Source organism: Komagataeibacter xylinus NBRC 15237, assembly GCF_001571345.1.
GTDB lineage: Bacteria > Pseudomonadota > Alphaproteobacteria > Acetobacterales > Acetobacteraceae > Komagataeibacter > Komagataeibacter xylinus.
Genome location: NZ_BCTP01000016.1, coordinates 1 through 23772, shown reverse-complemented (window position 1 = coordinate 23772; position 23772 = coordinate 1). Strand labels below are relative to the sequence as shown.

General features: G+C 62.0%; 31 protein-coding genes. 21 read left to right on the top strand and 10 right to left on the bottom strand.

From position 1 onward, the window contains the following. Positions 1-351: 351 nt before the first annotated feature. A complete protein-coding gene (locus GXY01S_RS08290) occupies positions 352-1638 on the bottom strand; it encodes an Hsp70 family protein (protein ID WP_061274108.1) in 1287 nt (428 codons plus the stop codon). On the opposite strand from GXY01S_RS08290, the gene GXY01S_RS08285 reads away from it, so the two are divergent. The 6 genes from GXY01S_RS08285 to GXY01S_RS08260 all read left to right on the top strand — a co-directional run bounded on the left by GXY01S_RS08285 (position 1637) and on the right by GXY01S_RS08260 (position 3929). Beyond that, positions 1637-2053 carry a hypothetical protein gene (locus GXY01S_RS08285; protein WP_255210395.1) on the top strand — a complete coding sequence of 139 codons (417 nt, stop codon included), beginning with the start codon at positions 1637-1639 and terminating at the stop codon, positions 2051-2053. The genes GXY01S_RS08290 and GXY01S_RS08285 overlap by 2 nt on opposite strands. Positions 2054-2127: 74 nt before the next feature. Further along, positions 2128-2409: a putative hemolysin gene (locus GXY01S_RS08280; protein WP_242501297.1), complete on the top strand. Its 282-nt coding sequence runs from the start codon at positions 2128-2130 to the stop codon at positions 2407-2409. Then, positions 2406-2630: a hypothetical protein gene (locus GXY01S_RS08275; RefSeq protein ID WP_110570389.1), complete on the top strand. Its 225-nt coding sequence runs from the start codon at positions 2406-2408 to the stop codon at positions 2628-2630. The genes GXY01S_RS08280 and GXY01S_RS08275 overlap by 4 nt, the downstream gene beginning before the upstream one ends. A gap of 171 nt (positions 2631-2801) precedes the next feature. Next, positions 2802-3095: a hypothetical protein gene (locus GXY01S_RS08270; protein WP_061273991.1), complete on the top strand. Its 294-nt coding sequence runs from the start codon at positions 2802-2804 to the stop codon at positions 3093-3095. 126 nt (positions 3096-3221) lie between these two features. Beyond that, the gene (locus GXY01S_RS08265) at positions 3222-3455 is read left to right on the top strand and encodes a hypothetical protein (RefSeq protein WP_242501296.1); all 234 of its coding nucleotides are present in this window, start codon (positions 3222-3224) and stop codon (positions 3453-3455) included. A gap of 66 nt (positions 3456-3521) precedes the next feature. Then, on the top strand, positions 3522-3929 hold the full coding sequence (locus GXY01S_RS08260; protein WP_061274102.1) for a hypothetical protein: 408 nt from the start codon (positions 3522-3524) through the stop codon (positions 3927-3929). A gap of 215 nt (positions 3930-4144) precedes the next feature. Here the strand turns inward: GXY01S_RS08260 and GXY01S_RS08255 are convergent, their stop codons facing one another. Then, complete coding sequence (locus tag GXY01S_RS08255) at positions 4145-5290, bottom strand: sugar porter family MFS transporter (RefSeq protein ID WP_255210394.1); 1146 nt, start codon at positions 5288-5290, stop codon at positions 4145-4147. 20 nt (positions 5291-5310) lie between these two features. Between GXY01S_RS08255 and GXY01S_RS18910 the strand changes: the two genes are divergently transcribed. Both GXY01S_RS18910 and GXY01S_RS08250 read left to right on the top strand, forming a co-directional pair. Further along, positions 5311-5634: a hypothetical protein gene (locus GXY01S_RS18910; RefSeq protein WP_255210393.1), complete on the top strand. Its 324-nt coding sequence runs from the start codon at positions 5311-5313 to the stop codon at positions 5632-5634. A gap of 582 nt (positions 5635-6216) precedes the next feature. Beyond that, positions 6217-7323, top strand: coding sequence for a glycosyltransferase (locus GXY01S_RS08250; RefSeq protein ID WP_061273989.1), 1107 nt, complete (start codon positions 6217-6219; stop codon positions 7321-7323). A 64-nt stretch (positions 7324-7387) separates the two neighbouring features. Here GXY01S_RS08250 and GXY01S_RS08245 read toward each other — a convergent pair whose 3' ends face one another. From GXY01S_RS08245 to GXY01S_RS18065, 6 genes are all read right to left on the bottom strand, one after another. Then, positions 7388-7996 (bottom strand): class I SAM-dependent DNA methyltransferase, encoded by a 609-nt coding sequence (locus GXY01S_RS08245; protein ID WP_061273987.1) that lies wholly within the window; start codon positions 7994-7996, stop codon positions 7388-7390. Beyond that, the gene (locus tag GXY01S_RS08240) at positions 7993-8721 is read right to left on the bottom strand and encodes a PIG-L deacetylase family protein (RefSeq protein ID WP_061274099.1); all 729 of its coding nucleotides are present in this window, start codon (positions 8719-8721) and stop codon (positions 7993-7995) included. Before GXY01S_RS08240 ends, GXY01S_RS08245 begins: the two co-directional genes overlap by 4 nt. Continuing rightward, complete coding sequence (locus GXY01S_RS08235) at positions 8718-9827, bottom strand: acyl-CoA dehydrogenase family protein (RefSeq protein ID WP_061273985.1); 1110 nt, start codon at positions 9825-9827, stop codon at positions 8718-8720. The genes GXY01S_RS08240 and GXY01S_RS08235 overlap by 4 nt, the downstream gene beginning before the upstream one ends. 156 nt (positions 9828-9983) lie before the next feature. After that, the gene (dgt, locus tag GXY01S_RS08230; RefSeq protein ID WP_061273983.1) at positions 9984-11357 is read right to left on the bottom strand and encodes a dGTP triphosphohydrolase; all 1374 of its coding nucleotides are present in this window, start codon (positions 11355-11357) and stop codon (positions 9984-9986) included. Between the two features lie 80 nt (positions 11358-11437). Beyond that, positions 11438-11575, bottom strand: coding sequence for a hypothetical protein (locus GXY01S_RS18070; RefSeq protein ID WP_156470297.1), 138 nt, complete (start codon positions 11573-11575; stop codon positions 11438-11440). A gap of 3 nt (positions 11576-11578) precedes the next feature. Further along, positions 11579-12073, bottom strand: a complete 495-nt coding sequence (locus GXY01S_RS18065; RefSeq protein ID WP_129551216.1) for a hypothetical protein — start codon at positions 12071-12073, stop codon at positions 11579-11581. On the opposite strand from GXY01S_RS18065, the gene GXY01S_RS08225 reads away from it, so the two are divergent. The 4 genes from GXY01S_RS08225 (at position 12072) to tmpT (ending at position 14083) form a co-directional block, all read left to right on the top strand. After that, complete coding sequence (locus GXY01S_RS08225; protein ID WP_061273981.1) at positions 12072-12569, top strand: DUF523 domain-containing protein; 498 nt, start codon at positions 12072-12074, stop codon at positions 12567-12569. The genes GXY01S_RS18065 and GXY01S_RS08225 overlap by 2 nt on opposite strands. A gap of 167 nt (positions 12570-12736) precedes the next feature. Continuing rightward, on the top strand, positions 12737-12922 hold the full coding sequence (locus GXY01S_RS08220) for a hypothetical protein (protein WP_061274097.1): 186 nt from the start codon (positions 12737-12739) through the stop codon (positions 12920-12922). Positions 12923-13047: 125 nt separating this feature from the next. Then, positions 13048-13365, top strand: a complete 318-nt coding sequence (locus GXY01S_RS08215; protein WP_061273980.1) for a hypothetical protein — start codon at positions 13048-13050, stop codon at positions 13363-13365. Positions 13366-13441: 76 nt separating this feature from the next. Next, positions 13442-14083: a thiopurine S-methyltransferase gene (gene tmpT, locus GXY01S_RS08210; RefSeq protein ID WP_061274095.1), complete on the top strand. Its 642-nt coding sequence runs from the start codon at positions 13442-13444 to the stop codon at positions 14081-14083. Positions 14084-14111: 28 nt separating this feature from the next. Here the strand turns inward: tmpT and GXY01S_RS08205 are convergent, their stop codons facing one another. Next, positions 14112-14348 (bottom strand): hypothetical protein, encoded by a 237-nt coding sequence (locus GXY01S_RS08205; RefSeq protein WP_061274093.1) that lies wholly within the window; start codon positions 14346-14348, stop codon positions 14112-14114. 219 nt (positions 14349-14567) lie between these two features. Between GXY01S_RS08205 and GXY01S_RS08200 the strand changes: the two genes are divergently transcribed. Continuing rightward, the gene (locus tag GXY01S_RS08200) at positions 14568-15530 is read left to right on the top strand and encodes a sensor histidine kinase (protein ID WP_082770787.1); all 963 of its coding nucleotides are present in this window, start codon (positions 14568-14570) and stop codon (positions 15528-15530) included. A gap of 184 nt (positions 15531-15714) precedes the next feature. Continuing rightward, the gene (gene wrbA, locus GXY01S_RS08195) at positions 15715-16314 is read left to right on the top strand and encodes an NAD(P)H:quinone oxidoreductase (protein ID WP_061273976.1); all 600 of its coding nucleotides are present in this window, start codon (positions 15715-15717) and stop codon (positions 16312-16314) included. A 44-nt stretch (positions 16315-16358) separates the two neighbouring features. Here wrbA and GXY01S_RS08190 read toward each other — a convergent pair whose 3' ends face one another. Beyond that, entirely contained in the window at positions 16359-17285 is a 927-nt protein-coding gene (locus tag GXY01S_RS08190; RefSeq protein WP_061273974.1) for a LysR family transcriptional regulator, read from the bottom strand. 182 nt (positions 17286-17467) lie between these two features. On the opposite strand from GXY01S_RS08190, the gene GXY01S_RS08185 reads away from it, so the two are divergent. The 7 genes from GXY01S_RS08185 to GXY01S_RS08165 all read left to right on the top strand — a co-directional run bounded on the left by GXY01S_RS08185 (position 17468) and on the right by GXY01S_RS08165 (position 23277). Further along, complete coding sequence (locus GXY01S_RS08185; protein WP_061273972.1) at positions 17468-18169, top strand: pirin family protein; 702 nt, start codon at positions 17468-17470, stop codon at positions 18167-18169. A gap of 88 nt (positions 18170-18257) precedes the next feature. Then, entirely contained in the window at positions 18258-18944 is a 687-nt protein-coding gene (locus tag GXY01S_RS08180; protein WP_082770786.1) for a phosphoribosyltransferase, read from the top strand. A gap of 78 nt (positions 18945-19022) precedes the next feature. Next, positions 19023-20045, top strand: a complete 1023-nt coding sequence (locus tag GXY01S_RS08175; RefSeq protein WP_061273969.1) for an MYG1 family protein — start codon at positions 19023-19025, stop codon at positions 20043-20045. 390 nt (positions 20046-20435) lie between these two features. Further along, positions 20436-20570, top strand: coding sequence for a hypothetical protein (locus tag GXY01S_RS18905; protein WP_255210392.1), 135 nt, complete (start codon positions 20436-20438; stop codon positions 20568-20570). A 304-nt stretch (positions 20571-20874) separates the two neighbouring features. Further along, positions 20875-21048, top strand: a complete 174-nt coding sequence (locus GXY01S_RS18060; protein ID WP_156470296.1) for a hypothetical protein — start codon at positions 20875-20877, stop codon at positions 21046-21048. A gap of 107 nt (positions 21049-21155) precedes the next feature. After that, positions 21156-22016 carry an SDR family oxidoreductase gene (locus GXY01S_RS08170; RefSeq protein WP_061273967.1) on the top strand — a complete coding sequence of 287 codons (861 nt, stop codon included), beginning with the start codon at positions 21156-21158 and terminating at the stop codon, positions 22014-22016. Beyond that, positions 22009-23277, top strand: a complete 1269-nt coding sequence (locus GXY01S_RS08165; protein ID WP_061273965.1) for an AGE family epimerase/isomerase — start codon at positions 22009-22011, stop codon at positions 23275-23277. The genes GXY01S_RS08170 and GXY01S_RS08165 overlap by 8 nt, the downstream gene beginning before the upstream one ends. The last annotated feature ends 495 nt before the right edge of the window (positions 23278-23772 follow it).

Below are 23772 nucleotides of genomic sequence, written 5' to 3'. Positions count from 1 at the left end.
CTTCGGCCTGCAGGGAACAGACAATCGCCATGAATGGCGCCAAGGCCGCGTGTTTCGGTCCTACATACGTAACGAGATCAATCCCGCAGGAAAGCGGCAGGGGCGGGGCCACCGGGATCGTCCCAGTCCAGAATGGTACCGAACTCACGCTGTCAGACGTCGAGAGCCTTCTTCAGGTTATGGGAGACTGTTTGAAAAATTCGCCCGGGAAACATCCAGGAATCATAAGGATGTTTTTGGTGAAGCTTTTTTAAAAAAGGCGGTTCCCAAAAACTTTCATCATTTTTTGTCAATGAGTTGTTTTTAAACAGTGTCCAGGAGATCGGCAGGGTAGCGGGTTTAAAATCGCTATCACCCGTTCATCAGCGCCAGCCCTTCCGCCACGGATACGAACTCACCGCCCATGTCCACCCTGTCTGCGCCAAAGCGGCGGGTGAACAGCGCGCGCACGGCAGGCACGAAGGACGTGCCGCCAGTCAGGAACACGCGGTCAATGGCACTTGCGGGCAGGTTTGCGCGTTCGAGTGCTGTTTGCACCGCCTCGTCAAACCGCGCGAGGTCAGGCGTGATCCAGCCCTCGAATTCCGCACGGGTTATGGTGCGGTGAATGCGCACATCGCCATATTCGTAATCCAGCGTGGCGCTCTGGGCGCTGGACAGGTCACGCTTGGCCTGGCCTACGGCGCGGTACAGCGCCTGACCCTGCTGGGCCTCGATGATGTCGATCAGCGCCTGTATCTTTTCTGGCTCGGCGGCGGTGCGGGCCACGTCGGCCATGTCGCGCAATGTCTGGGGCGTGCGCATCAGCGCCAGCCGGTGCCAGCGGCCAAGAGCCGCATACCATTCGGCGGGCACAGGCAGCGGCTGGCCACCCATGACGCGATAGGTGGTGTTGCGGCCCAGTTCGGGCGCGATCACGTTGTCGATGATGCGGTAGTCAAGCTGGTCGCCTGCAATGCCCACGCCCGCATAGCCCAGCGGGGTCGCCCCCTGCCCGCTTGCGGGGTCGAAACGCAGGATGGAAAAATCGCTCGTGCCGCCGCCAAAATCGCCAACCAGAACGGTGGCGGGGGCGGTAAGGCGCTGGGCAAAGTGCCAGCCTGCCGCTTCGGGCTCGAGTGCTACGTCAACATGATGGAAGCCCGCCTGCGCAAAGCCTGCCCGCAGGCGGTCCTCGCCAAAAGCGTCATCGGCGCGGACACCGGCAAAATGCACCGGTCGCCCCACCGTGGCGCTGACATGAGCGGGGTCGATATCGAGCGTGCGCATCAGGCATGACAGAAAACGCGCAACCAGTGATTCCAGCGTCATCACCTGACCCAAAAGCCGTGTCTGGCGAAAGGACGACTGCGCCAGATACGACTTCATGGACATGATGAGGCGGCTTTCCGCCGGGTCTTCCAGGTAGGCATCCACCGCCGCGGCACCGATGGCTTCCTGTAGCGAGGTGCTACGGGCCTGCATCTCGTCATGCCACAGGCATAGCAGCGTGCGGCATGTCTCGGTGGGCGGATGATGGGGAAAATGGAAGCGCGCGGGCTGCGGCTGGCCCTTGGCGTCCAGCACCACCACAACGGTATTGGTCGTGCCGAAATCTATGCCAAGCCGCACGCCATGGGGGGGCTTTATGGAAGACATGCGGCCTCCCATACGCGCCGATGCGGGCCGTGTCCATCGGGGTCATTCACATTTTGCGCGCGGTGGCGTAGGGGTTGGCATCATGACCGAGCCGTTTACCTGCGCCAACGCCCGCTATCGCACCGATACCCGCCACGGCCACCCGCACGGCCCGGGGCAGGTCCGTGGCAGCGTATTGCCCGCGCCACTGGTCACACGGGCCGATACGGGCGATACGCTGTGGCTGGAATATGTGCGCGGGCCGGAAGGTGCACGGTTCTGGCTCATGTGGTATGATGCCCATGGCCTGCCGCGCCTGACCAACAGCGCCGTGATGGACCATGCCAACCTGGCCATCATGCTGCGCGCCCTAGGCCATGGCGCGGCATTCGGCGCAGTGCAGGCTGCCCTGCCGCCAGCCCGTCACGCGCCCTGACGGGTTTGGCCAATGGGCCTGGGCCTGTTATCAAGACCCCAACACATTTTTTGCTGCATGTGGCACGAAACGAGATGATGAACCTCTTCCCTACCCCGGTCCGCAGCGCCCTGATGCGGCTTGCAGCCCTTGGCGCAACTGTTGTGCTGGGGGCCTGCACTGCCCGTTATGACCCGGCGCAGGCGGCGCGGATCGGCATGCCCAACCCGGCTTCCGCCTATTGCGTGCACCTGGGCGGCAGGCTTGAACTGCGCACGTCCCCACAGGGCACGACGGGCTGGTGCCACCTGCCAGATGGCACTGTGATGGAGGAATGGGCCCTGTTCCGCAGCCATCATTCCGCCCGGCCGCAGTGAAATCACGCAGCCCTGCCCGCCTCGCCCTGCTGGGGCTGCTCGGGCTTGCGGGCTGTGGCGATGCACTGATGGCGCGCAACCTGCCCCCGGCCCAGGACTGCAGACAGCGCGGCGGAACATGGCGTGTAACGCCTGATGGCCACACCGGGCTGTGCACCCTGCCGCCGGGCGCAGGCGTGGCCGGTGCACGCATTGTGCCACGCCATCGCAACACGCCGTAGCCGCTGCAGGCACGCCGCATGCAACTGTGGCGCGGGTCATCCGTTATGGGTCAGGCAGGCTGTTTCACAAGGCCCCCTGCCGGTCAGCCACTGCCTGTGGCAGGGCCGACCCGTCCTTTACCCGGCATGGTGTTTTTTGAAACAGCCTCCTGAAGCAACAAGGAGGAACCCGTGCCCGTAGCCGCGACCATCAACCCGCCCCGCTTCATGTCCCTTGGGGTTATGGCCCGTTCATGCGCCCTTGCGGTGAGCATGGGGCTCGCCCTGCCCCTCATGGCCTGCAGTGGCCGCATTGGGGAAGATGCCTGCATTTCCTGCTCGGCGGAAAAAACGGATGCGCCCCGGCACGATCCCGCCGCCCCCACAGGCAATGCCGTGGGTGAAGGCATGGGTGGCCCCACCGGCTCCCCCCAGCAGGCAGGACAGGACCAGAGCCCCGGTGCCGCCAGCGCGCCGGGCATGTAAAGTCGTGGCAAGGGCTGCGCGATTATTCACGGCAACGTGTTTTTTATCCCTTCAGGTGGGGCAAACCCCCTGAAGGCGGGCGCGTTTGATCCTTGCCACCCTATTGAAAACCACGGAGGATACAGGATGCGGTTCACCGTTTTTCCCGCCCTCCCCATCGCTTTAGGGTTGGGGATCGGGATGGCAACACAAGCCTATGCCGATGATCCGGCAACACCGCAGCAGGTCGCGGCCTGCAAGGCCGATGCCCTGCGGCTGTGCCCGTTGGACATACCGGATACAAGACAGGTTGAAGCCTGCATGCAACGCAAGGTTACCCGTCTGTCGCCTGCATGCCGGGACACCGTGCAGGGTAAATAATACCGTCCCGTGACCGGGGCACGCCATGGCCTGGTGGTGCCCCGCTACCGTTTCCCGGAGGTTCACATGACGATTTCACGTAACGTAACCGACATGACCACCCGCATCGGTGATTTCCTGACAGGCGCGCAGGGCGACCGTTCCGGCGCGCTGTCGGTGCTCAACGACATTCTTGGTCCCCTGCCTGCGCCAGACGAGCCCAGCATGCTCGAGCACCGCGCGGAGGAAGCGGGCATGCTGCCGCTGATCCGCACCTGGCAGGAACACGACAAGGCCCCGCATGCCGATGAAAGCACGATCCTTGCCCTGTTCCGCCCGACGGAACTCGAGCGTTTCTCCACCCAGACAGGACTTTCCGCACAGGCCGCGATGAAGATCCTGCGCGAGATGCTGCCTTCGGCCATCCGCCACCGGGCACTGAACGCCCGCGCAGGCTGGCAGCCTGAAAACACGTCTGACCCCAACCTGCACTGACACACGCAGCACTCAGGGCCACTGGTTTTTCAGCCTGCCCACCGGGACGTTTTCCTCCCGGTGCGGCAGGCTTTTTTTAGGTTGAAATTCAAAAGACAGAAGTTTTTGGTGAAGATTTTTTAAAAAAGCTTCGAGGAACGCCGCCTTTTTAAAATAAAGGCGGCACCCAAACACTTTTGTTATTTTTTATAAAAGAGTTGTTTTCAAACAGTCTTTTAGCCTCCCGGTTGCCCGATTTCACGCAAGGGGTAGCCCGCGTTGACACGCTGCTCGATCTCTTCAAGCGAGCAGCCGCGCGTTTCAGGCACAAGGAAGTAACCGATCAGGAAGAAAACCGCATTGAAACCAGCCAGAAGCCAGAAAATGCCGTAATCCCCGATAAGACTCATGACGGACAGGAAAACGTTGCTGATGAGCCAGTTGGTCATCCAGTTGGCGAAGGTGGAGCACGCTATGGCCAGCCCGCGCCCCTGCAGGGGCTGGATCTCGGTGCACATGGTCCACGGCACCGGCCCTTCCCCCAGGGCATAGCCCAGCGTGAACAGCACCAGCAGCCCAATGATGGCAATGCTGCCCATGCTGCCCTCCACATGCGCAAACAGCACGAACCCGAACGCACACAGGCTGGAAGAGGCCATGAGCGTGCTGAGCAGCAGCAACGGCCTGCGCCCCCAGCGGTCGATCAGCACAATAGCTACGCCGGTCGCCACCATGTTGGCGAGGCCGAGCAGTGTCGTGCACCATACTGCCGCCTGAGCCGAAAAACCAAGATGTTCAAGCAGATGCGGGGCGTAATACAGCAGGATATTGATGCCCGCGAGTTGCTGGAACATCTGGAGCGCCATGCCCAGGGCCAGTGTCTTGCGAAAACCCCTTGAGGTTTTGAGGAGTTGGAAGCCATTTCCCTTGGTTTTGCGGAGGTTCTGTTCAATCCGGTCAAGTTCATTATTGGCGCGTTCGCGTGAGCCACGCACTTTTTGCAACACGCCACGGGCTTCGCGCCTGCGCCCATGCATGGCCAGCCAGCGCGGTGAATAAGGCACCCGCGTCGTGGCCAGAATGAAGAACACCGTGGGCACGGCCAGAATACCCAGCATCCACCGCCAGTGCCCGCCATAAGAAAGCAGGCTGTCTGACAGCAGGGCCAGGAGCATGCCTGCGGTAATGACAAGCTGGTAGAGCGAGATCATGGTGCCGCGCTGGCTCTTTTCGGTAATTTCAGCAATGTAGAGCGGTGCTGAAAAAGACGCGAAACCAACGCCAATGCCAAGGCAGACACGGCCTGCGATCATGACGGGAATGGACGGGGCCAGCGAACACAGGGCGGTGCCAAGCAGGAACAGCAGGCCGGCATAGAACATGGCCCCCCGCCGCCCCGGTAATGCGAAACCGGGATGGCCAGCAGCGAGCCGCCTGCGGCACCCAGCATGAGCGAGGAGACAATCCATTCCTGCGCGCGCTCATTGGCCCCGAGGTCAAGGCCCATGAATTTGAGCGCACCGGCAATGACACCGGTGTCGAGACCAAACATAAGCCCGGCAAGTCCAGCCGCCCCGGCAAAAAGAAAGGCGTTCCGGCGTCCTTGTTGCACGCTGTCCCGATAGGACAGGTCATCATGCTTTACAGTATCGTCATTCACGATGAAAAGCCTTTTTATCGTTATAGTTACAATATAAAACGCTCCTTATTGAAAATGGTTCTATGAAATGTGGTCACTCATCCATGATCGGCAAGGCATGAGGCGCCATGTTGTGGTCTGCCTTGAATATAGCGTTATGAAAATTCCGAAAAACAATGATCCTTACAGGCAGACGCTTTGCCTGCTGCCCGCAATGCCTGCCCGGCACGAAATGACAGCACGGTGAAAAAGGATCTGTATTGCCCGGCACCCAAAATCAGGCTGCGCCAGCTAGGTCCATAAAGTAAGGAATGGAAATAAGCATAACGGTATGGAATAGATATGCCTACAATCAGGAATCATCCACCTCCATAAAAAGATCAATCCGGCCCGTTCGTTTTGTAAAATATTCAGGTACTATTTTTCTCGACAATGCGACCATGAACATGTTCATCGGCAAGACGCTCCCTGACAACCTACCCCTCAAGGGCGCCGTGTTTCATATTGATCTCACAATCAATTATAACCTCGTAGGTCATTAAAAGCATCCATGCGGTCGCGTATCCGAATTTAATCGGGTTGCCACCATTCCGCATGGGCGCAATCTGCGTTTATGCAACCGGGCCTGCCCATCGGGCGTTGAGCGTTCTCCCTGTCCACAGGTGACCCATGCAGCCTGACCGCCCCCTTGTCGCGGCCATTCCCGTGCGGAACGAGGCTGAGCGCATCGGCCCCTGCCTGCTTGCACTCGCCCGCCAGCACGCAGCCCGCCTGAGCCATGTGGTGCTGTTGCTCAACAACTGCACCGATGCGACATTACCTATCGTAAAGGCGCTGGGCAGCAGGCTGCCTTTCGGCCTGCATGTGGTTGAGCGCACCTATCCACCCGCGATTGCCCATGCCGGTACCGCACGGCGCGCAGCCATGGCCCGCGCGGCTGAGCTTGCGGGGCCAAAAGGCATCGTGCTCACGACTGATGCCGATGCCCTGGTGGCGCCGGACTGGCTGGCCCAGACGCTTGCCGCCTTTGCCCAAGGGGCCGATGCCATCTGTGGCCGCGCCTTGATCGACCCGGTGGAGGCCGCGCGCCTGCCCGCCTGCCTGCATGATGATGACCGGGCGGAAACCGCCTACGCCACCATGCTTGACCGGATTCACGACCTTGCCGACCCCGATCCGCATGATCCGTGGCCACGCCATGTCGAGCATTCGGGAGCCAGTATTGCGGTGCGGGTTGGCCTGTACCACCGCGCGGGTGGCATTCCCGCCGTACCACTTGGCGAGGACCGGGAATTTCTGGCGGCCCTGCGCCGCGTGGATGCCGCCATACGCCACGCGCCTGATGTGTGGGTAAGCGTGTCAGGCCGGATTGCAGGACGCGCGCGTGGCGGCATGGCCGATACCATGGCCCGCCGCATGATCCGGCAGGACGAAATGCTCGATGAAAGCCTTGAACCTGCCGTGAGCTGCCTGCACCGCGCCCAGGCCCGCGCGGCCCTGCGCCCGTTATGGGGCAACGCCATGCGTCATGGTTCCTGGCAGGCACGGGCTGAAACACTGGCGGGTCAGTTGATGCTGCCCTCCGCCACGCTGATCGAGACCTACGCGGAACCGTTTTTTGGCGTGGCATGGGACAGGATCGAGGCCGCAAGCCCCCTCCTGCGCCGCCGTCCTGTCCGGCGTGCAGGCCTTGCAGCCGAACACCAGCAGGCGGCCCGGATTGTGCAGCGCCTGTTACTGGCACAGGCTCCGGTTCTGCCGGCGCTTGGTGGGTGATGGAGGTATAAGGCAACGTTCCTTGAAGCTTTTTTAAAAAACGCTTCATCAAAAAACTTCTGTTTTATTGATTAGCCGCTTTTGCCACATGGCCCAGCATGTCCAACCGGTAATGCGCATGATGTTGGGCATGCGTCACATGCAGCCCGGCGGCAAGGCAGGTCGCTATGAAGCGCCGGGCGGCTTCGTTGCCATTGCATGGCGTGTCGGTCGGCCCGGTCCAGTTGACCAGCACGATTGGTGCTCGGGGCTGCCGCACACGCAGGCAATGGGTCGCAAGCCGCGCAATATCGGCGCGTGAAAGGAAATACAGCAGTTCTGAAATAATGATCAGGTCACACGACGCTGCTGGTAGTTCAGGAAAGTCATCAGGCAACTGCCCGCGATAAAACCTCACCCCTTTCAGGTTCGCGCAGCGGTGCCGTGCCTGCGCAAGGGCGGCTTCGGCCACATCCACGGCCAGCAGGTGATCGCACTGCCGTGCCAGGCAGGCGGTCATGACGCCAATGGAACACCCGAGTTCCAGCGCATGATGGAACCGCAGGCCCGCCAGCAGCGCAAGGGTGCGGCGGTATTTATCACGCTCATACGGGCGGCTTCCCACGCCCCACGGGTCGGCGCTATCTGCATGAATGCGCTCGAACACGGCACGCGGCCAGCTTGCCCCGCTCATGGCGCAAGAAAAACTTCAAAATCCGTTATCAGCGCCGCCAGCAGGCTGGCAGGCAGGCTGAAGCCGGTGGGGTCATCGGTAATCAGGCCGCCATACTGGCTTTCATGCGCGCTGACGGCACGGGCCTTGAGCGCGCGGTAGGGCGTAATGTCCAGCCGCACCCCCACGGGCGGGCCAAGGTCAAGCGCCGTCTCTGCCGCCACAAGCCAGCCCCAGACCGGATAGGCCAGCAGCGGCAGGGCATGACGGTGGTGCAGGGCAAGGCCCATTTTCCATACGGCTTCATGATCGCAATGCGGATCAAGCGGCGATGGCGCAAAAACCGTGCTGCACCCATGCCGTGCAGCCAGAAGGGCCAGCTCCCGCACGAGATGGTCAAAAACCGGCCCCTCATGCGCGGTGGAGGCATCGGGCTGGTTGAGAAACACCACGCGCTCCGGCTCCAGCCCCAGGCAGGCCAACGCGCGCAGGGCCTCCTGCCGCCGCTGTTGGCGCAGCCTTACTGCAGGCCATTGGCGTGAATGGGGGTGCGAGGCCGCGCCATCGGTCACGATAACGACAATAGGCGGCCGCCCGGCCCGGCAACTTGCGGCAATCAGTCCCCCACAGCCCAGGCTTTCATCATCGGCATGCGGGGCCAGGATCAGTGCCGTGCCGGGCGCGATGGCGGCCAGCGGGACCAGCGGCAGGTTGCGCCACGCCGCGTGCACGCTGGCGGCTTTCATGCACATGCCTCCGTGGGTGGCAAGTCGCGCTGCGTGAACCATGCAGCCGCCTCGCATAATGTTTCATCCGGGGCGGGCTGGCGCAGATAGGTGGCCAGGTCGCGGGTCAGCCGTTCCGCCACGTTTGTCCTGATGAAGGCCGAAAGCCCCAGACCGCGCTGGGCCAGTTCGATCACCTCCAGCCCCGCCCGTTCTACCGCAATACGCGCCAGATTGACGGTGGCGGTGACATCACCCGCCTCGTAGCGGTCCTGCATGGTGGCGACCACAGCGGCCCTGCGTGTCCAGTCCATGGCGGTCTGGGCAGCAATCAGCGCCCGGCCAATGCGCGCGAGCTGGGCCGGGGCCTGCGCCCGCCCCCGCGCGGCAAGCTGCGCGCGCAGCACGGTAGTGAGCCGTTCAATCCCGCCAAGAGCCACGGCCATGGCCCGCCAGGCCCCGGCTGAAAATTCCGGCTGGCGCAGATAGTCCCCATCCTGCCCGATCAGGTTCTCCGGGGTGACGGCCAGACCCACGAAATCGCACTGCCCCGTGCCTGCCCCCCGCATGCCGCACAGCCCGCCAACAGAAGGATGAATGACACAGCCCTGCCCTACAGCAACACGCAGCATCACCGTCGTATCCGCCTGCGTGCGGGCTGTAACCAGCGCCGGTGTCACATGCCCCGCGCCGGAGGCAAAGGCTTTCTGCCCCCGCAAGGTCAGGCCCTGCGCTGTCTGTTCAAGTTGCAGGGGATGCGCGCCATCCGTCACCCACACGCCAAGCAGGCCGCCGCCGCGCACATCGGCTGCAACAGCGGCGCATTGGGCCTCAGAGCCATAACGGCTGACAAGGCGCAGCGCGTTGACATGCCCCTCCACCACCCGGCCAAGCGCCAGGCTGCCCTGCCCCACCAAACGCAACAGGCGCAGCAGGCCGGTGGCGGCCGCAGGCGTTGCATCGGGCCATGCACCACCCAGTGCCAATGGCAGCGCTGCTGAAAGGACGCCAAGCGCTTGCAGCCGCGCCAGCCCATGCGTGGGGAAAATCGCCTGCGCGTCATTCGTGCTGGCTTCCGCCTCGAGTTCGGCGCGGCAGGCCTCAAGGGCCTCAAAGGGAAAACTCATGCATGCACGCTCCGTATTCCCGAAAAACAGGAAAACGCAGCAACCGGATCAACCCGTCAGCCCCTCTTCCCTGCCTGCAGAACAGTGTCAAAGCGTGATTGGTTCCCCTCAGATCATGCGCGCAGGCTTTGCCAATGCCCTGCCACGCCAGTCAGCCTAGCGCCGCCCGATCATGTCCGCCACTTTCACGGCATAGCGATCCGTCATGCCCGATACGAAATCGGTCAGCGCATGGAGCGCGTCATAGGCGTTGGTGACATGGGCGACCGGCAACCGCAGGGCGCGCACCAGTTGCGCATGATAGGCACTCAGCCGGGTGCAGTCCCATTCCACGGCGCGCAGTTCATTGAAAAGTGGCAGCAGGCCATCAAGAATGCGGTAGACGACATTGCGCCCGTAAACCTCGAGTTCCGTCTTGCGCGCCGCGTTGAAAATCTCGGTCCGCGACACCTGCCTTATGTCCTGGAATTCCACCCCGAGCCGCGAGGCCTCGACCAGTGAGCGCGGGAAAGTGCCATCCATGATGGCCGCGTAATTCTCACGAAAGGCGTCCACGCAGGCGGCAATCGCGCCGCTGATGGCCTTGGCGCGATAGATGGACACGATATCGGCACGGCTGCGTTCAGGGTATTCCTTGCCCGAGCGCGTGGTGAGCGCGCCAAGCAGGCGGGTTGCCACCTCGAAGCTTATATCTTCCGAGAGGAAGGCATCTTCAAGGTCCATGATATTGTAGCAGATATCGTCCGCCGCCTCCATCAGGAAGGCCAGCGGGTGCCGCCGCCACCATGAGCCGATGACCTGCCCGCTGCCGTCGCGCACATCCGTGCGCCGCAGGCCAAGTTCAGTTGCGACATGCGCGAAGGTGGGCACGTCATTCTCGAAAAATCCATATTTCTTGAGGCCGATATAGGGCGTGCCTTCCACCACTCCCTCAGCCCCCGCCTTAAGCCGCACGGGCGCTGAAACCGGATATTTGGTAAAAGCCCCAAGCGAGCCGAGCGCAAGCCGCATGCCGCCCCTGTTCCTGTACATCTCGGTGCGGGTAAGGATGCGAAAACCCTGCGCATTTCCCTCAAAGGCATTGAATTCAACACGCTGCGCGGGTGGGATATCGCCCATGATATCGCGATCTGCGGCAAATTTTTCCTTGAACCATGACCCGATGGCTTCTTCCCCGGAATGGCCAAAAGGCGGGTTGCCGATATCATGCGCCATGCACGCCGTCTGCACGAGGCCCGCCACGACCTTGACCTGATCGGCCGTGAGGGCCTTGAGGTCATCGGCCAGCCATGACCCCACTTCGGTGCCCAGCGAGTGCCCCACGGTCGCGGCCTCAAGGCTGTGGATCAGGCGATGATGCACATGGTCATTATCATAAAGCGGGTGAACCTGGGTCTTGTTCGCCAGCCTGCGGAAAGGCGGCGAGAACAGGATGCGGTCCATGTCCTGCATATAGGCGGGGCGGTGCTTTTCCTGCCTGTAGTCAGGGTCGTTGAGGCGTTCGGTTCTGAGAAGCGTGTTCCACTGCATGCCCGGTCAATCCCTGGTGGCAATATGCGGGCCATCATCCGTGCTGCTCCTGCCCCGGTCAAGAAGCAGGGGCACGACCATTATTCCTCACCACCCGAGCCGAACAGGAATTCGATCGCCCACATGGCCAGCCGCATCACCGCCCATGTTAAAAAACACAGCAGGATGCCGTTACGGATTACGATGGAAATCTGATAAATCACATTCCATTGGGTCACGCGTCATTGTTCCTTCGAGCCAGGAATTCTTGCTTCGTGATATGCGTGTGCACCCTCACGCCTTGATTTGCCAGCATTTCTTGCCTGATATTCTCTTGATCGGGGGCAGATCGATACCAGAATATCATGTTGCCATCCGTCATATGATGTTGCTGCCCTGTCCGCATTGATTGCCCCGCGCAGGCAGGGCCATCTTATCAGCTTAAAGGCTGCATCCGCAAAGTATATGTTCCGGCATCGAAACCATATGCGCTGCGCGACAAGGATGTGCTTTTTCAACAATGCTTTAACGGATGGTAGGGCTGCATTTTTTTCATATGACATCATGTCATAACAACCATAGACTAGTCTGTATGTGTTGGTCGACACATCCGTGATGAAGAAAGACCATGCGGCGGGAGTTTCGGCTCCTGCCGTTTCTGTTTTTCCACCCCGCCCCTGCCCGTGTGCCCCATGGCGGTTTTCCTTGCCGCCCGTTCGTGGCAGGGTGGGCCGCATGAAACCCAACCTGCTGATCAGTGGCTGCCTGGCGGGCCTGCCCGTGCGGTATGATGGCTCGGCCCGCCCCCTGATGGAGCATGGTCTGGCGCGATGGCGGGCGGAAGGGCGTGTAATTGTCTGCTGTCCTGAAACGCAGGCTGGCCTCACAACCCCCCGTGCACCGGCTGAAATTGTGCAGGGCCGCGATGGTGCCGCCGTGCTGGACGGCCTGGGCCAGGTTCATGAAGCGACAGGGCAGGATGTATCAGCCGCGTTCGTGGCGGGTGCCCATCTGGCACTGGCCCTGGCCCGGAAGCATCACTGCGCCCTCGCGCTGCTGATGGATGGCAGCCCTTCATGTGGCAGCAGCTTTATTTATGACGGTACATTCAGCGGCACGCGCCATGCCGGGACGGGAGTCACCGCAGCCCTCCTGCGCCAGCACGGGGTGAGCGTCTATGCACCCGCGCAATTTGCGCTTGTCGCCGCCAGAATGGATTGCGTGCTGTCATGATGACAGGGCCTGCGGTCTGTTACGTTTGGTCAGGTTTATTCACACAGTGCCGCACAGGCATGACGTATGATGGCGCCCGCGGTCCCGGCTTGCCCGGCCATCCACCTGGGCCGGGGCCGCACCCCCCGGTTGCGTCCGATGCGTGGGAAAAGCCGGTAGCGGCTGCCATGCGTCTGGTCCCGCGCTTTTTCCTGCTCCTTGCCTGTATTGCCGCACTGAGCGCCTGCGCGGACAACAATCCGCGCCTTGATGACAATGCGCGCGCGGCATCGGATCACGGCAATGGCGGCCCGCAGGGCGAATGGGGCAGTCTGGGCGGTGGCTGGGGCGGACCGGGTAACATGGGCTGGTAGAACCGGCTTTTATTGCTACAAGATGAATAATATATAATCCATTTGAAACAAAAAAGCGCTATATGCATATAATGCCGTAACATTACTTCCTTACAAGTGCTGCAAACCCACGCGAGGTATTGCTCATGCTCAAAAGGATCACCGTCGTGGCGCTGTCCGTCACGATGCTCGCCGCCCTGCCCCGGCCCGCGGCCAGCCACAGCTATCATATCGGCCTGCCCGCGCACCTGCGCGCCCATAACCATGTCAATTCAGTCTATGGCTACGTGACGGGGCATCGTGCCGCCATCCCGACCGATAGCAGCCGTTACCGTAACATCGAGGCCGGATGCGAGGGCCGTTCGCTCGGCAGTGACTATACGGCAACGACCATCGGGGTCAGCCAGGCCTCGCACCGCAACTTTTTTGCAGAATGCATGACACAGGCAGGCGCGTGGCAATAAGGCAGGGCCTGCCTGTTCACGCCGGAGGGAACGCGCTACCACAGGCAGCATTATTGCTGGCACAAAGGCGCATATGATGGACGAAGCTTTCTGGCAGGCGAAGTGGGAACGCGGCGAGACCGGCTTTCATGAACCCCGCCCCAACGCCCTGCTGACCCGCTACCTGCCCGCCCTGCACCTGCCTGCGGGCGCGCGGGTTTTCGTGCCCCTGTGCGGCATGAGCCTCGATATTCACTGGCTTCTGGCACAGGGCTACGCGGTGGTGGGCTGCGAACTCAGCCGTATTGCCGTCACACGCCTTTTTGCGGCACTTGACCTGGAGCCTCATGTCACGCCCCTTGGTGCACTTGAGCGCTTCGAGGCGGGCAAACTCTGCGTTTTTGTTGGCAATATCCTTGACCTCGCCCCGGCACGGCTTGGGGCGGTGGACGCCGTCTATGACCGTGCAGCGCTGATTGCCCTGCCCGCTCCCATGCGGGTGGCCTATGCCCGACACCTCGTTGCCCTGACCCATGCCGCGCCGCAATTGCTCATCTGCCTGGAATATGATCCATCATGCCGGGCCGGCCCACCCTTCGCGGTGGATGAAACGATGGTGCGCCAGTATTACGCCACGACATTCCTGCCAACCCGCGTGGCCCGGCACGCCGTGCCCGGCGGCCTGAAAGGCGCCTGCCCGGCCTGGGAAAGCGTGTGGACCCTCATGCCCCGGCCCTGAGCCTGCACCGGCGTGCCGCCCTCCATCCTTACTTGCCCGAGGGGTTGCCCGTTGCAATCCACAACACCAGCGCGGGTATGAAGAAATACAGCGCCGTGGCCGCCAGCATCCAGGGCATGAGGAAGGACATGTCCGTATGCAGCACGTAGTGACAGACCAGATTGGCAAGTCCCAGCATGACCACAACGCACAGGCAGGCGCACAGATTCATGACCAGTGTGCGCTCCGCGTTGATCTGCCGGACGTGTTCTATAATCGATCGCATGATTCCGCCTGTATCCGTATGGGTGCCGGGGCCGTATCCGACCGGGCCAGATGAAGGCCAGAAACCCTGATGGTGCGTGCCACCCACGCCCGGCCCCGTGTTGCCCCTTTCTATAAAGCCCGCGGGGCCGGAAGTCACTTCCATGAACAGGCCCATGTAAAAACCGTTTCCCCGGTGGCGTGCCTTCCGCCGCTGATTTTTTTGCTGTAGCGTACGGTAATGTTAACACGCGCTTCGCTTACGGCTACGGATCTGGCTCGCGTTCTTGAACAGAGCACGGACTGCGTCAAACTGCTTGACTGCAATGGCAACCTGATCTGGATGAATGCCAATGGCCTGTGCGCCATGGAGATTGATTCCTTTACGCAGGTTGCAGGCATGCAATGGGCCAGCCTATGGCCCGATGCGCTCCAGGCCGATATAGACAGCGCCTTCCGCTCCGCCCGGCTAGGCGAGACCGCCCGTTTTCGCGGGGCGTGCCCCACGGCCAAGAAAGACCCGCGCTGGTGGGAAGTCAGCATAACGCAGGTATGTGATGATGGCGGCAGGCCAATCGGCTTTCTGAGCATATCGCGCGATGTGACCCAGGCCGAGAACGACCGCGAAGCCCTGCGGGTCATGATCGGGGAGATGCGCCACCGCCTGCGCAACAGCTATACCATCGTGTGCAGCCTGCTGCGCCGCTTTGCCGGCAATGACCCCCGGCTTGGTGACTTCGTGGCGGATATGGAGCAGCGCATCATGGCGCTGGCCCGCGCGCAGTCCCTGTTTGATGATGACACGACGGCAGCCGACCTGCGGGAACTGATCGAGGTGCTGGTCACCCCCTTCTGCGGTGCAACAGAGAACTGTTTTACGCTGGATATTCCCCCCGGTCTCACCCTTGACCGGCGCACGGCCGATGCCGTGGCGCTGGTGGTTGGGGAATTATGTGTCAATTCAGCCAAATACGGCGCGGTCAGCACGGGCGGGCGCATCAGCCTGCACTGGCGGGGCAAGCCAGGCGCGGTGCGGCTGGAGTGGGTGGAAGATGCAGCCCTGCCCACCCTGGCAACACCCGGCGCGCGCGGGCAGGGCCTGCGCCTGATCAGCCGCATCGTCAAGGCCTGCGCGGGCACGTTCGACATGCAGTGGCGTGCGGACGGGGTCATGGCCACGATGTTCCTGCCTCTGCCCTCATAAAATTTTATTGTTTATTGTCAGTTTCTTATTGAAAAATAGAGTTCTGCCTAACGGCAACCTTCACTCCCCGGAAATGAAGCGTTTCCAATTTTGGCGTATCGGCAGGCCCACAGGGCCGTATTGTTGAGGCTTCTGCCGGGCTGATCCGGTAGTGCTACGTGCAACATAGCGGAAGGTCATGACGATGCCCAAGGTTCTCGTACTGTATTACTCATCCTACGGCCACGTGGAAACGATGGCCCATGCCGTGGCCGAAGGCGTGCGCGAGGCCGGGCTGGAGGCCGTGGTCAAGCGCGTGCCTGAACTCGTGCCCGAGGATGTTGCCAGAAACCATCATTTCAAGACCGAGCAGGCCGCCCCGCTGGCCACCACGGCGGAACTGCCGGAATATGATGCGATCATCGTGGGCGCGCCCACCCGCTTTGGCCGCCTGCCTTCGCAGATGGCCAATTTCTGGGACCAGACCGGTGGCCTGTGGCTCAAGGGCGCGCTAGTCGGCAAGGTGGGCGCGGTGTTCACCTCCACCGCATCGCAGCATGGCGGGCAGGAAACCACGCTGTTTTCGCTGATAACGAACCTTTTGCATCATGGCATGGTCATTACCGGCCTGCCCTACAGCTTTCAGGGCCAGACCCGGGTGGATGAAGTGACCGGGGGCGCGCCTTATGGTGCGACCACCATCGCGGCAGGCGACGGCTCGCGCCAGCCCAGCCCCACCGAGCTTGATGGCGCGCATTTTCTTGGCCAGCACGTGGCAGGACTTGCACGCAAGCTTTCCGCCTGACCTGACCTCCCCCGGCCCGTAGCGCCGGGGGGAACCCCTGCCGCCTAAGCGCAGTCCCCCTGCCGGGCCCAGGGCGGCTGGCCAAAAGCGCCCACCAGATAATCAATAAATGCATTGACCCGGATGGGCCGCAGCCCGCTTGCGGGCGTAATCAGGTACAGGCCCACCGGCAGTACTTCCCAGCCAGGCAGCATGCGCACTAAGCGGCCTGCCTTCAGCCCCTCCCACACCATGAATTCGGGGAATAGGCCGAACCCCAGCCCGGCCTCGAGTGCTGGCAGGAAGCCCCCGGCATTATCAGCCCTCAGCCGCGCCGTTTGCGAGAGCACGAACTCCCGCCCATCGCCTTCATGGTGCAGGCGGATCATGCCGGGGGCGGCGGTATTGGTATAGACAAAGCTCTTGTGCCCCTCGAGCGCATGCGGGTCATCGGGCGCGCCAATCCGCGCCAGATAGGCGGGCGTGCACACCAGCGCCAGCCGCACGCTGCACAGCCGCCGGGCACGCAGCGATGAGTCGGCCAGCGCCGCAATCCGCAGCGCCAGGTCGTAGCCACCCGCCACCAGATCGACCAGCGCATCGCTGTAATCGATGGTGAGGTCGATTTCAGGGTAGCGCTGCAGGAATTCGGGCAGCACGGGGGCAAGGTGCTGTATGCCAAAGGTCATGGGGGCCGCCATGCGAATTAGCCCCGAAGGCACGCGCGTGCCGCCACGGGCCTGTGTCTCGGCGGCCTCGGCTTCGGCCACGATGGTGTTGGCATGGCCCAGCAGCAGGCGCCCGGTTTCGGTTAGCGACATCTGGCGCGAATTGCGGTTGAACAGGGCCACGCCAAGCGACTGCTCAAGCCGGCTGATGGCCTTTGATACGGTGGGCTTGGAGAGCTGTATGTCCTCCGCCGCGCGGGCAAACGAGCCGCGTTCCGCCACTTTTGCAAAAATGGCCCAGGCCTCGAAATCCGGCAGTCTCATCGGCAAACTCGGAAAAGGGTGCGTGCCATGTGTTTCCCTAGCCTATCTGCGTGCTCCTGTCTCTACCCCGCCCTGACATGCGCTGATGATGTAAAAATGGGAAATGAAAGGTTTCATTCATTTCCATATAAACACCAGGCCCGGTCCGAATACCATGAGGGCAACAGAAAGGAAGAAACCCGATGATCGAAGTCCGACCCTTTGGCCAACTGGGCCACGCCGACCATGGCTGGCTCGATGCACGGCATCATTTCTCGTTTGCGGGGTATCATGATCCCGCCCGCATGCACTGGGGCGCGCTGCGGGTATGGAATGATGACATGATCGCACCCGGCACCGGCTTTGGCACCCATCCGCACCGGGATATGGAAATCATCACCTTCGTGCGCGAAGGCGCCATTACCCACACCGACAGCCTGGGCAATACCGGGCGCACCGAGGCGGGCGACGTGCAGGTGATGTCGGCTGGAACCGGCATCCGCCACAGCGAATACAACCGCGACACTGTCGCCACGCGCCTGTTCCAGATCTGGATCATGCCCGACCGCGCGGGCCATGCCCCCTCATGGGGCACGCGCGCCTTCCCGCGCAATGAGCGTGCCGGGCAGTTCGTGGTGCTGGCCTCGGGGCGGGCGGGTGATGACGACGCCCTGCCCATCAACGCCGATGCCCGCGTGCTCGGGGCCACCCTGGCCAAGGGGCAGACAGCCACCTACAGGCTGGGTGCCGATCGGCTGGGCTACCTCGTGCCTGCGCGCGGCGCGGTGGAAATAGACGGCGTGCGGGTCAGCGAGCGTGACGGCGCGGCCCTGTCCGACATCGAGACCGTGCATGTGCGCGCGCTGGAGGATGCCGAAATCATTCTGGTCGATACCATCGCCTGAACCGCCAGGGGTGTGTATCATGCAGGTCAGGGCGCGCAACACCGCGCGCCCTGACCTGACACACGCCATAACCGGGACCGATTGATCCGTGACCCTTTCCGCCTACCACGCCACATGGTCGCCTGATGGCGCGCCCGCTGCTGCTTCGCCTCATAGTCAATCCTATCCGGTGCGGCTGCATGATGGCTCTACCTTGACCCTGCCGCTGCGGCCCCTGCCCGGCGGCACGCAGGCCATTGCCCTGCTCATGGCCAACCAGACCAGTTTTACCGTCGAGCGCCAGCTCATCCGCCTGCTGGCTGAAATGGTCAGCCCGCTTGCGCCCGAGGCGATCGTTGGCGTGCCCACCATGGGGCTGGCCTATGCCCGGCCCGTGGCGGAAAAGCTTGGACTGAATGACTATGTGGCGCTGGGGCACTCACGCAAATTCTGGTACGATGACACCCTTGCCATTCCGCTGACCTCATCAACCAGCCCTGACCAGACCAAGCATCTTTACCTGGACCCCGCGCTGGTGGACCGCGTGCGAGGCAGGCGCGTGGTGGTGATTGATGATGTGCTCAACACCGGGCGTACGGCGGCGGCTGCCGTGCACCTGCTCGAGCGCGCGGGCGCATGCGTCGTGGCCATTACAGCCGTGCTGACCGAAGGCTGGGCCTGGCGGGCGGCGCTGGCGGCAGCCTGCCCCAATACCGTGCCACCGGTGCACGCGCTGGGCCATATTCCGCTGTTTGGAAGGCAGCCCGATGGCTGGCACCCCCTGCCCGGCACCTGAAACTGCCCATTGTCTTGCCGGGGGGTTTGCGGCATGACGACACTATCAAATTCACTTTTGCCCGCAGCAGGTCGCCTTATGTCAGAACATACGCCCATCGGTCTTGAAAACCCCACCGCTCCCGTCAGCGCGGTGACACATTCAGGTAACTTCCACCTTGATGAGACGCTGGGCTATGTGATCCTGCATTACGCGCTGGCCCCCGATGGTGACCTGCGCGGGCGCGTGATGGGCACCGGCCCGGACGGACGGCTGGCGTTTGCGCGCACCCGCTCGCCCGAGCGCATTGCCGCAGCCGACATCGTCTTTGACGTGGGCGGCAGGTACGACCCCGCCACGGGCCGCTATGACCACCACATGAAGGAAAAGCCCCTGCGCGAGGATGGCACGCCCTATAGCGCTGCCGGGCTGTTGTGGAAGGATTACGGCATGGCCGCGATCCGCAGCATCCTGAAAAACCCGGCGCCGGAACCCGAGGTTGCCGCCATCTGGCTGAGCCTTGACCGCTCGCTCGTGCTGCCCATCGACCTTGATGATAATGGCGTGACCAAGATGGGCAAGCTCTCGCTGGCCGATATCGTCTCCGCCTGCCGCCCCACATGGGACACGGTGGAGCAGTACGGCCCCGATGCAGCCAAAACGCGCGAGACCGAAGGCTTCGCCAACGCCGCGGTGGCAGTGGCGGGGCATCTCGTCAACATGATCGACCGCGTGCGCGCCAGCCTCAAGGCGGAAAGCCGCGTGCTGGCCGCCTATGCGCAGGCGGAAGACAAGCGCATCCTGCTCATGGAAACCGGCATGCCGACCGAAAAGGTCATTTTCGACCACGACCTGCCGGTGGTCTATGTGGTTTCCCCCGCCGCGCCCGATCGCTGGAACGTCAAGGCCATCCCGCCCGTGCGCGGTGATTTTGGCCAGCGCGTCTCCCTGCCAGAGGCCTGGCGTGGCCTTGATGGCGCGACGCTGGCCAGCGTATCAGGCGTGGCCGATGCGGTCTTCGCCCATCCGGCCCGCTTCATCTGCGGGGCCGCAAGCCGCGCGGGCGCGCTGAAAATGGCGCAGCTCGCCCTTGAGATCGACGCCGCACAGGCAAAAAACTGAACCCGCATGCGCCCCTGAACCACAGGGGCGCGGCCTTTTGCAGCCCACCCGCCGCCCTGTTGAAAAAAGACGGCGGGCACAGGCCACGCGCCTGCACCAGATGATGCCGCAAACGTGATGGAATGGGCCTGTCATCCGGCCCTTGCCCCTCTTTCCGGCAGCCCCGGCGCATCCCACCTCACCTTCATCGGGTGGGACATGTCCCCCCCGCAAGGGAGGTTGCCATGAATATGGGAACACGTTACCGCACAAACCCCGGTGTCATGGATCTGGTTGGCTTGGGCATGGTCCTGCTGACGCTGGCGTTATGGCTGTCCTTTATCTTCATCTGAACACGCAGCCCGACAGGAACGCCTGATCGGTCGCATGCCCCGGACACAGGAGGCGTCAATGCAGCTTCATCTCCGTCGTGCCTTTCATACCGGCACGGACAACCCCGGCCATGCCAGTTGGTGGGACATCATGGGCCCCGCCCTGCTGGCCATTGCCTTCGCGCTCTCAACGGCGATGATCTTCTTCCTTTAAAGGCTGCTTGAAAAGTCAGCCAGGAAAACATCTACAAATCATAAGGAAGTTTTTTGGTGAAGCTTTTTTCAAAAAGGCGGCACCCAAAAACTTTTATTGTTTTTTATCAATGATTTGTTGTCAAACAGTGTCTTAGGCAAAAGGTCTTCACGACGGGCCTGCCGGGTCAGGAAAAACCGGGCAGGCCCGTTTTGCGTCGGTCTGCCGAAATGCAGGACAGCGGGTCTGATCCGATATTCCTTCGCACCGGCCCAAACCTTCCGCCTCCTGCCACGTTGCCATCCGGCAGTCACAGGAGATCCCCATGAGCCGGACCCTACAGATCCTCGCGATCCTTTCCCTTACCCTGTCCATGACCAGTTGCGCCGACGGGCGGCATCATCACCGCCACCATCGGGAATGGCAGGATGGTCATTACGATGATGGCTACGGCCCTCATGGCGCGCGCATGCGCGGTGGCTCCGGCGGGCGCTGGTAGCACCATGCCGGGGCGGGCAGATGACAGGCAACATCCTGCATGGTGCATGCGTTAGGACAGGAGCGGGGCATCGCCCTGCCCTTCCTCCACCACGACGGAGCGCGTGCATGACCACCACCATTCCCCCCCAGAGCCAGCCCCACCAGCCCGGCGTCGAGCGGTTGATGAACCCGCAGGCCGAGCATATCCGCGAGAGCTATCGCGGCAGCGGCAAGCTGAAGGGACGCCGCGCCCTGGTCAGCGGTGGCGATAGCGGAATCGGGCGGGCCGCCGTGCTGCATTTTGCCCGCGAGGGTGCCGATGTTGCCATTCTCTACCTTGAAGAAGATGAAGACGCGCACGAGACGGTGCGCCTGGCCAGGGCCGAGGGCGTGCAGGCGCTGGCCATACGCGGCAACGTGGCGAGCAGCGCCGTGTGTGATGATGCGGTCAGGCAGACCGTCGATACGCTGGGCGGCCTCGACATCGTGGTGAACAACGCGGGCGTGCAGTATGTCAGCGAGGATCTGACCGATATTACCGATGACATGTGGCAGCACCACATGGATGTGAACATCAACGGTTATTTCTACCTCACCCGCGCCGCCCTGCCACATCTGGGGCGTGACAGCGCCATCATCAACACATCCTCCATCAATGCCTTCGCGGGCAATGCCTCGCTCGTGGCCTATACCACCACAAAGGCCGCCGAAATGGGCTTTACCCGCGCGTTGGCCCTACAGCTTGCGCCAAAGGGCATCAGGGTAAACGCGGTGGCTCCCGGCCCGGTCTGGACCCCGCTGCAACCGGCAAGCTGGGGGCCGGTTGACCCGGACTCCGTCGCCCATCTGGGTGACAAGACCGCCCTTGGCCGCGTGGGCCAGCCCAGCGAACTGGGGCCAGCCTATGTGTATCTGGCAGCGCAGGATTCATCGTTCGTGACCGGGCAGACCCTGCACGTCAATGGCGGCATGATCGTCAATGGCTGAGCCGCTGCCCGCGCTGATGCTGCCTGCCGCATCCTGGTTGCGCCTCTCGCCCCATCGCCGCTGGCTCGACATGCAGGGCCAGCGCCTGCTTGATTTTTCCAAGCCATCACGCGTGGCGCAGGGGTTTGCCGCCCTTGATGATGACGGCAACCTGTCGCCCCCCGCCACGGCGGATGCCACGCTCAGCGCGCGCATGACCCATGTCTATGCCGTGGCGTCAGGGCGCGGCCTGCCGGGCTGCGGGCCGCTTGCCGCCCATGGCGTGGCGAGCCTGCTCGGCCCGCTGCGCGACCGCCTGCATGATGGCTGGTTCCTCACGCCCCCGACCGATGGCGCACAGCCAGAAGATGCCCGCAAGCAGGCGTACCTGCACGCCTTCGTGGCCCTTGCTGCTTCATCCGCAACCGTCGCGGGCGTGCCGGAGGGGCGCACGCTGCTCGATGCGGCATTGAAGGTATGGGAAGAGCGTTTCTGGAGCGAGGCGGAAGGCGTCTTTCGCGAAAGCTTTGCCGCTGACTGGTCGGATGAGGAAAACTATCGCGGCGCCAACGCCAACATGCATTCGGTCGAGGCCTGCATGGCGGTGGCGGACGTAACGGACAACCCCATATGGCGGCAGCGCGCGCTGCGTGTGGTGGAGCGCTTCATCCACACACTGGCCCGCGAGGCTGACTATGTCCTGCCCGAACATTACAACCGGAGCTGGACACGCCTGCCCGACTACCACCGCGACACCCCGACTGACGCCCTGCGCCCCTATGGCATGACGCCGGGGCATTTTGTGGAATGGTCGCACCTTTTGCTCAAGCTGGAAGCCGCCCTGTTGCGCACGCAGGGCAATGCGCCATCGTGGCTGCTGGATGATGCCGTGGCCCTGTTCCACCGTGGCATGGAAACCGGCTGGGCGCGGGATGGCGCGCCGGGGCTGGTCTATACCATCGACTGGAACCACCAGCCCGTAGTGCATAACCGCCCCCACTGGTGCCAGGCCGAGGCCATGACCGCCGCCGCCGCCCTGCTCAAGCGCACCGGGCACGCGCAATATGAACAGTGGTACCGTACGATATGGGATTATATCGACCTTTACATGATCGACCGCAAACGGGGTGGCTGGATACAGGAACTTGACCGCAACAACCGGCCATCCGCCGTGGTCTATGCAGGCAAGGCCGACCTGTACCACGCCTGGCAGGCCACCCTCACGCCACTGCTGCCACTTGCGCCAAGCTTTGCGACCGCCGTATCATTACTGGAAAATTAGAGGCGAAACCAACGTTTGAGCAGGAACATGCAGGCCCCCCGTGCAAGGAAAAAGGCCATTATGAATGAAAGAAGAAACACGCAGCGCCCTGGACCAGTTACGTGCGGTCGTGTGGTTTCGTGTTGTGGGTCAATTTGAAAGTAATGGAACGAGGCATTAAAAAGCTTCAAATCATCAGATTGAGAGAACGTGTGCCTTAGTGCCATCAATCAATATCGGGAAGAATTATTTGAATGCAACAGAGAGCGCATCAGAAAATGGAATGACATTGTTAATGATGCAAGTCCAAGTACGGAAAGCCTTTTTATTGAACAACTGAATAAATAGTAAATAAAAATAATCTGGAAGATTATTTTGTAGATACAGTTAAATTAAATATAACATATTTATGTATGGAAATTGAGTACTTAGATATCTTCATGTCGTTTTTTAATGTCGGCATTGGGTAATGGTATCTGAAAGGGCACTTTCCAGAAAGTAGAATTAAAATATATT

Excerpts from the sequence above, each read along its gene's own strand:
- GXY01S_RS08285 (WP_255210395.1), top strand. The coding sequence starts at position 1,637 with ATGCGGCCTCCCATACGCGCCGATGCGGGCCGTGTCCATCGGGGTCAT.
- GXY01S_RS08290 (WP_061274108.1), bottom strand. The coding sequence starts at position 1,638 with ATGTCTTCCATAAAGCCCCCCCATGGCGTGCGGCTTGGCATAGATTTC.
- GXY01S_RS08280 (WP_242501297.1), top strand. The coding sequence starts at position 2,128 with ATGATGAACCTCTTCCCTACCCCGGTCCGCAGCGCCCTGATGCGGCTT.
- GXY01S_RS08265 (WP_242501296.1), top strand. The coding sequence starts at position 3,222 with ATGCGGTTCACCGTTTTTCCCGCCCTCCCCATCGCTTTAGGGTTGGGG.
- GXY01S_RS08260 (WP_061274102.1), top strand. The coding sequence starts at position 3,522 with ATGACGATTTCACGTAACGTAACCGACATGACCACCCGCATCGGTGAT.
- GXY01S_RS08255 (WP_255210394.1), bottom strand. The coding sequence starts at position 5,290 with ATGTTCTATGCCGGCCTGCTGTTCCTGCTTGGCACCGCCCTGTGTTCG.
- GXY01S_RS18910 (WP_255210393.1), top strand. The coding sequence starts at position 5,311 with ATGCGAAACCGGGATGGCCAGCAGCGAGCCGCCTGCGGCACCCAGCAT.
- GXY01S_RS08250 (WP_061273989.1), top strand. The coding sequence starts at position 6,217 with ATGCAGCCTGACCGCCCCCTTGTCGCGGCCATTCCCGTGCGGAACGAG.
- GXY01S_RS08245 (WP_061273987.1), bottom strand. The coding sequence starts at position 7,996 with ATGAGCGGGGCAAGCTGGCCGCGTGCCGTGTTCGAGCGCATTCATGCA.
- GXY01S_RS08240 (WP_061274099.1), bottom strand. The coding sequence starts at position 8,721 with ATGAAAGCCGCCAGCGTGCACGCGGCGTGGCGCAACCTGCCGCTGGTC.
- GXY01S_RS08235 (WP_061273985.1), bottom strand. The coding sequence starts at position 9,827 with ATGAGTTTTCCCTTTGAGGCCCTTGAGGCCTGCCGCGCCGAACTCGAG.
- dgt (WP_061273983.1), bottom strand. The coding sequence starts at position 11,357 with ATGCAGTGGAACACGCTTCTCAGAACCGAACGCCTCAACGACCCTGAC.
- GXY01S_RS08225 (WP_061273981.1), top strand. The coding sequence starts at position 12,072 with ATGAAACCCAACCTGCTGATCAGTGGCTGCCTGGCGGGCCTGCCCGTG.
- GXY01S_RS18065 (WP_129551216.1), bottom strand. The coding sequence starts at position 12,073 with ATGCGGCCCACCCTGCCACGAACGGGCGGCAAGGAAAACCGCCATGGG.
- GXY01S_RS08220 (WP_061274097.1), top strand. The coding sequence starts at position 12,737 with ATGCGTCTGGTCCCGCGCTTTTTCCTGCTCCTTGCCTGTATTGCCGCA.
- GXY01S_RS08215 (WP_061273980.1), top strand. The coding sequence starts at position 13,048 with ATGCTCAAAAGGATCACCGTCGTGGCGCTGTCCGTCACGATGCTCGCC.
- tmpT (WP_061274095.1), top strand. The coding sequence starts at position 13,442 with ATGGACGAAGCTTTCTGGCAGGCGAAGTGGGAACGCGGCGAGACCGGC.
- GXY01S_RS08205 (WP_061274093.1), bottom strand. The coding sequence starts at position 14,348 with ATGCGATCGATTATAGAACACGTCCGGCAGATCAACGCGGAGCGCACA.
- GXY01S_RS08200 (WP_082770787.1), top strand. The coding sequence starts at position 14,568 with ATGTTAACACGCGCTTCGCTTACGGCTACGGATCTGGCTCGCGTTCTT.
- wrbA (WP_061273976.1), top strand. The coding sequence starts at position 15,715 with ATGCCCAAGGTTCTCGTACTGTATTACTCATCCTACGGCCACGTGGAA.
- GXY01S_RS08190 (WP_061273974.1), bottom strand. The coding sequence starts at position 17,285 with ATGAGACTGCCGGATTTCGAGGCCTGGGCCATTTTTGCAAAAGTGGCG.
- GXY01S_RS08185 (WP_061273972.1), top strand. The coding sequence starts at position 17,468 with ATGATCGAAGTCCGACCCTTTGGCCAACTGGGCCACGCCGACCATGGC.
- GXY01S_RS08175 (WP_061273969.1), top strand. The coding sequence starts at position 19,023 with ATGTCAGAACATACGCCCATCGGTCTTGAAAACCCCACCGCTCCCGTC.
- GXY01S_RS18905 (WP_255210392.1), top strand. The coding sequence starts at position 20,436 with ATGCAGCTTCATCTCCGTCGTGCCTTTCATACCGGCACGGACAACCCC.
- GXY01S_RS18060 (WP_156470296.1), top strand. The coding sequence starts at position 20,875 with ATGAGCCGGACCCTACAGATCCTCGCGATCCTTTCCCTTACCCTGTCC.
- GXY01S_RS08170 (WP_061273967.1), top strand. The coding sequence starts at position 21,156 with ATGACCACCACCATTCCCCCCCAGAGCCAGCCCCACCAGCCCGGCGTC.
- GXY01S_RS08165 (WP_061273965.1), top strand. The coding sequence starts at position 22,009 with ATGGCTGAGCCGCTGCCCGCGCTGATGCTGCCTGCCGCATCCTGGTTG.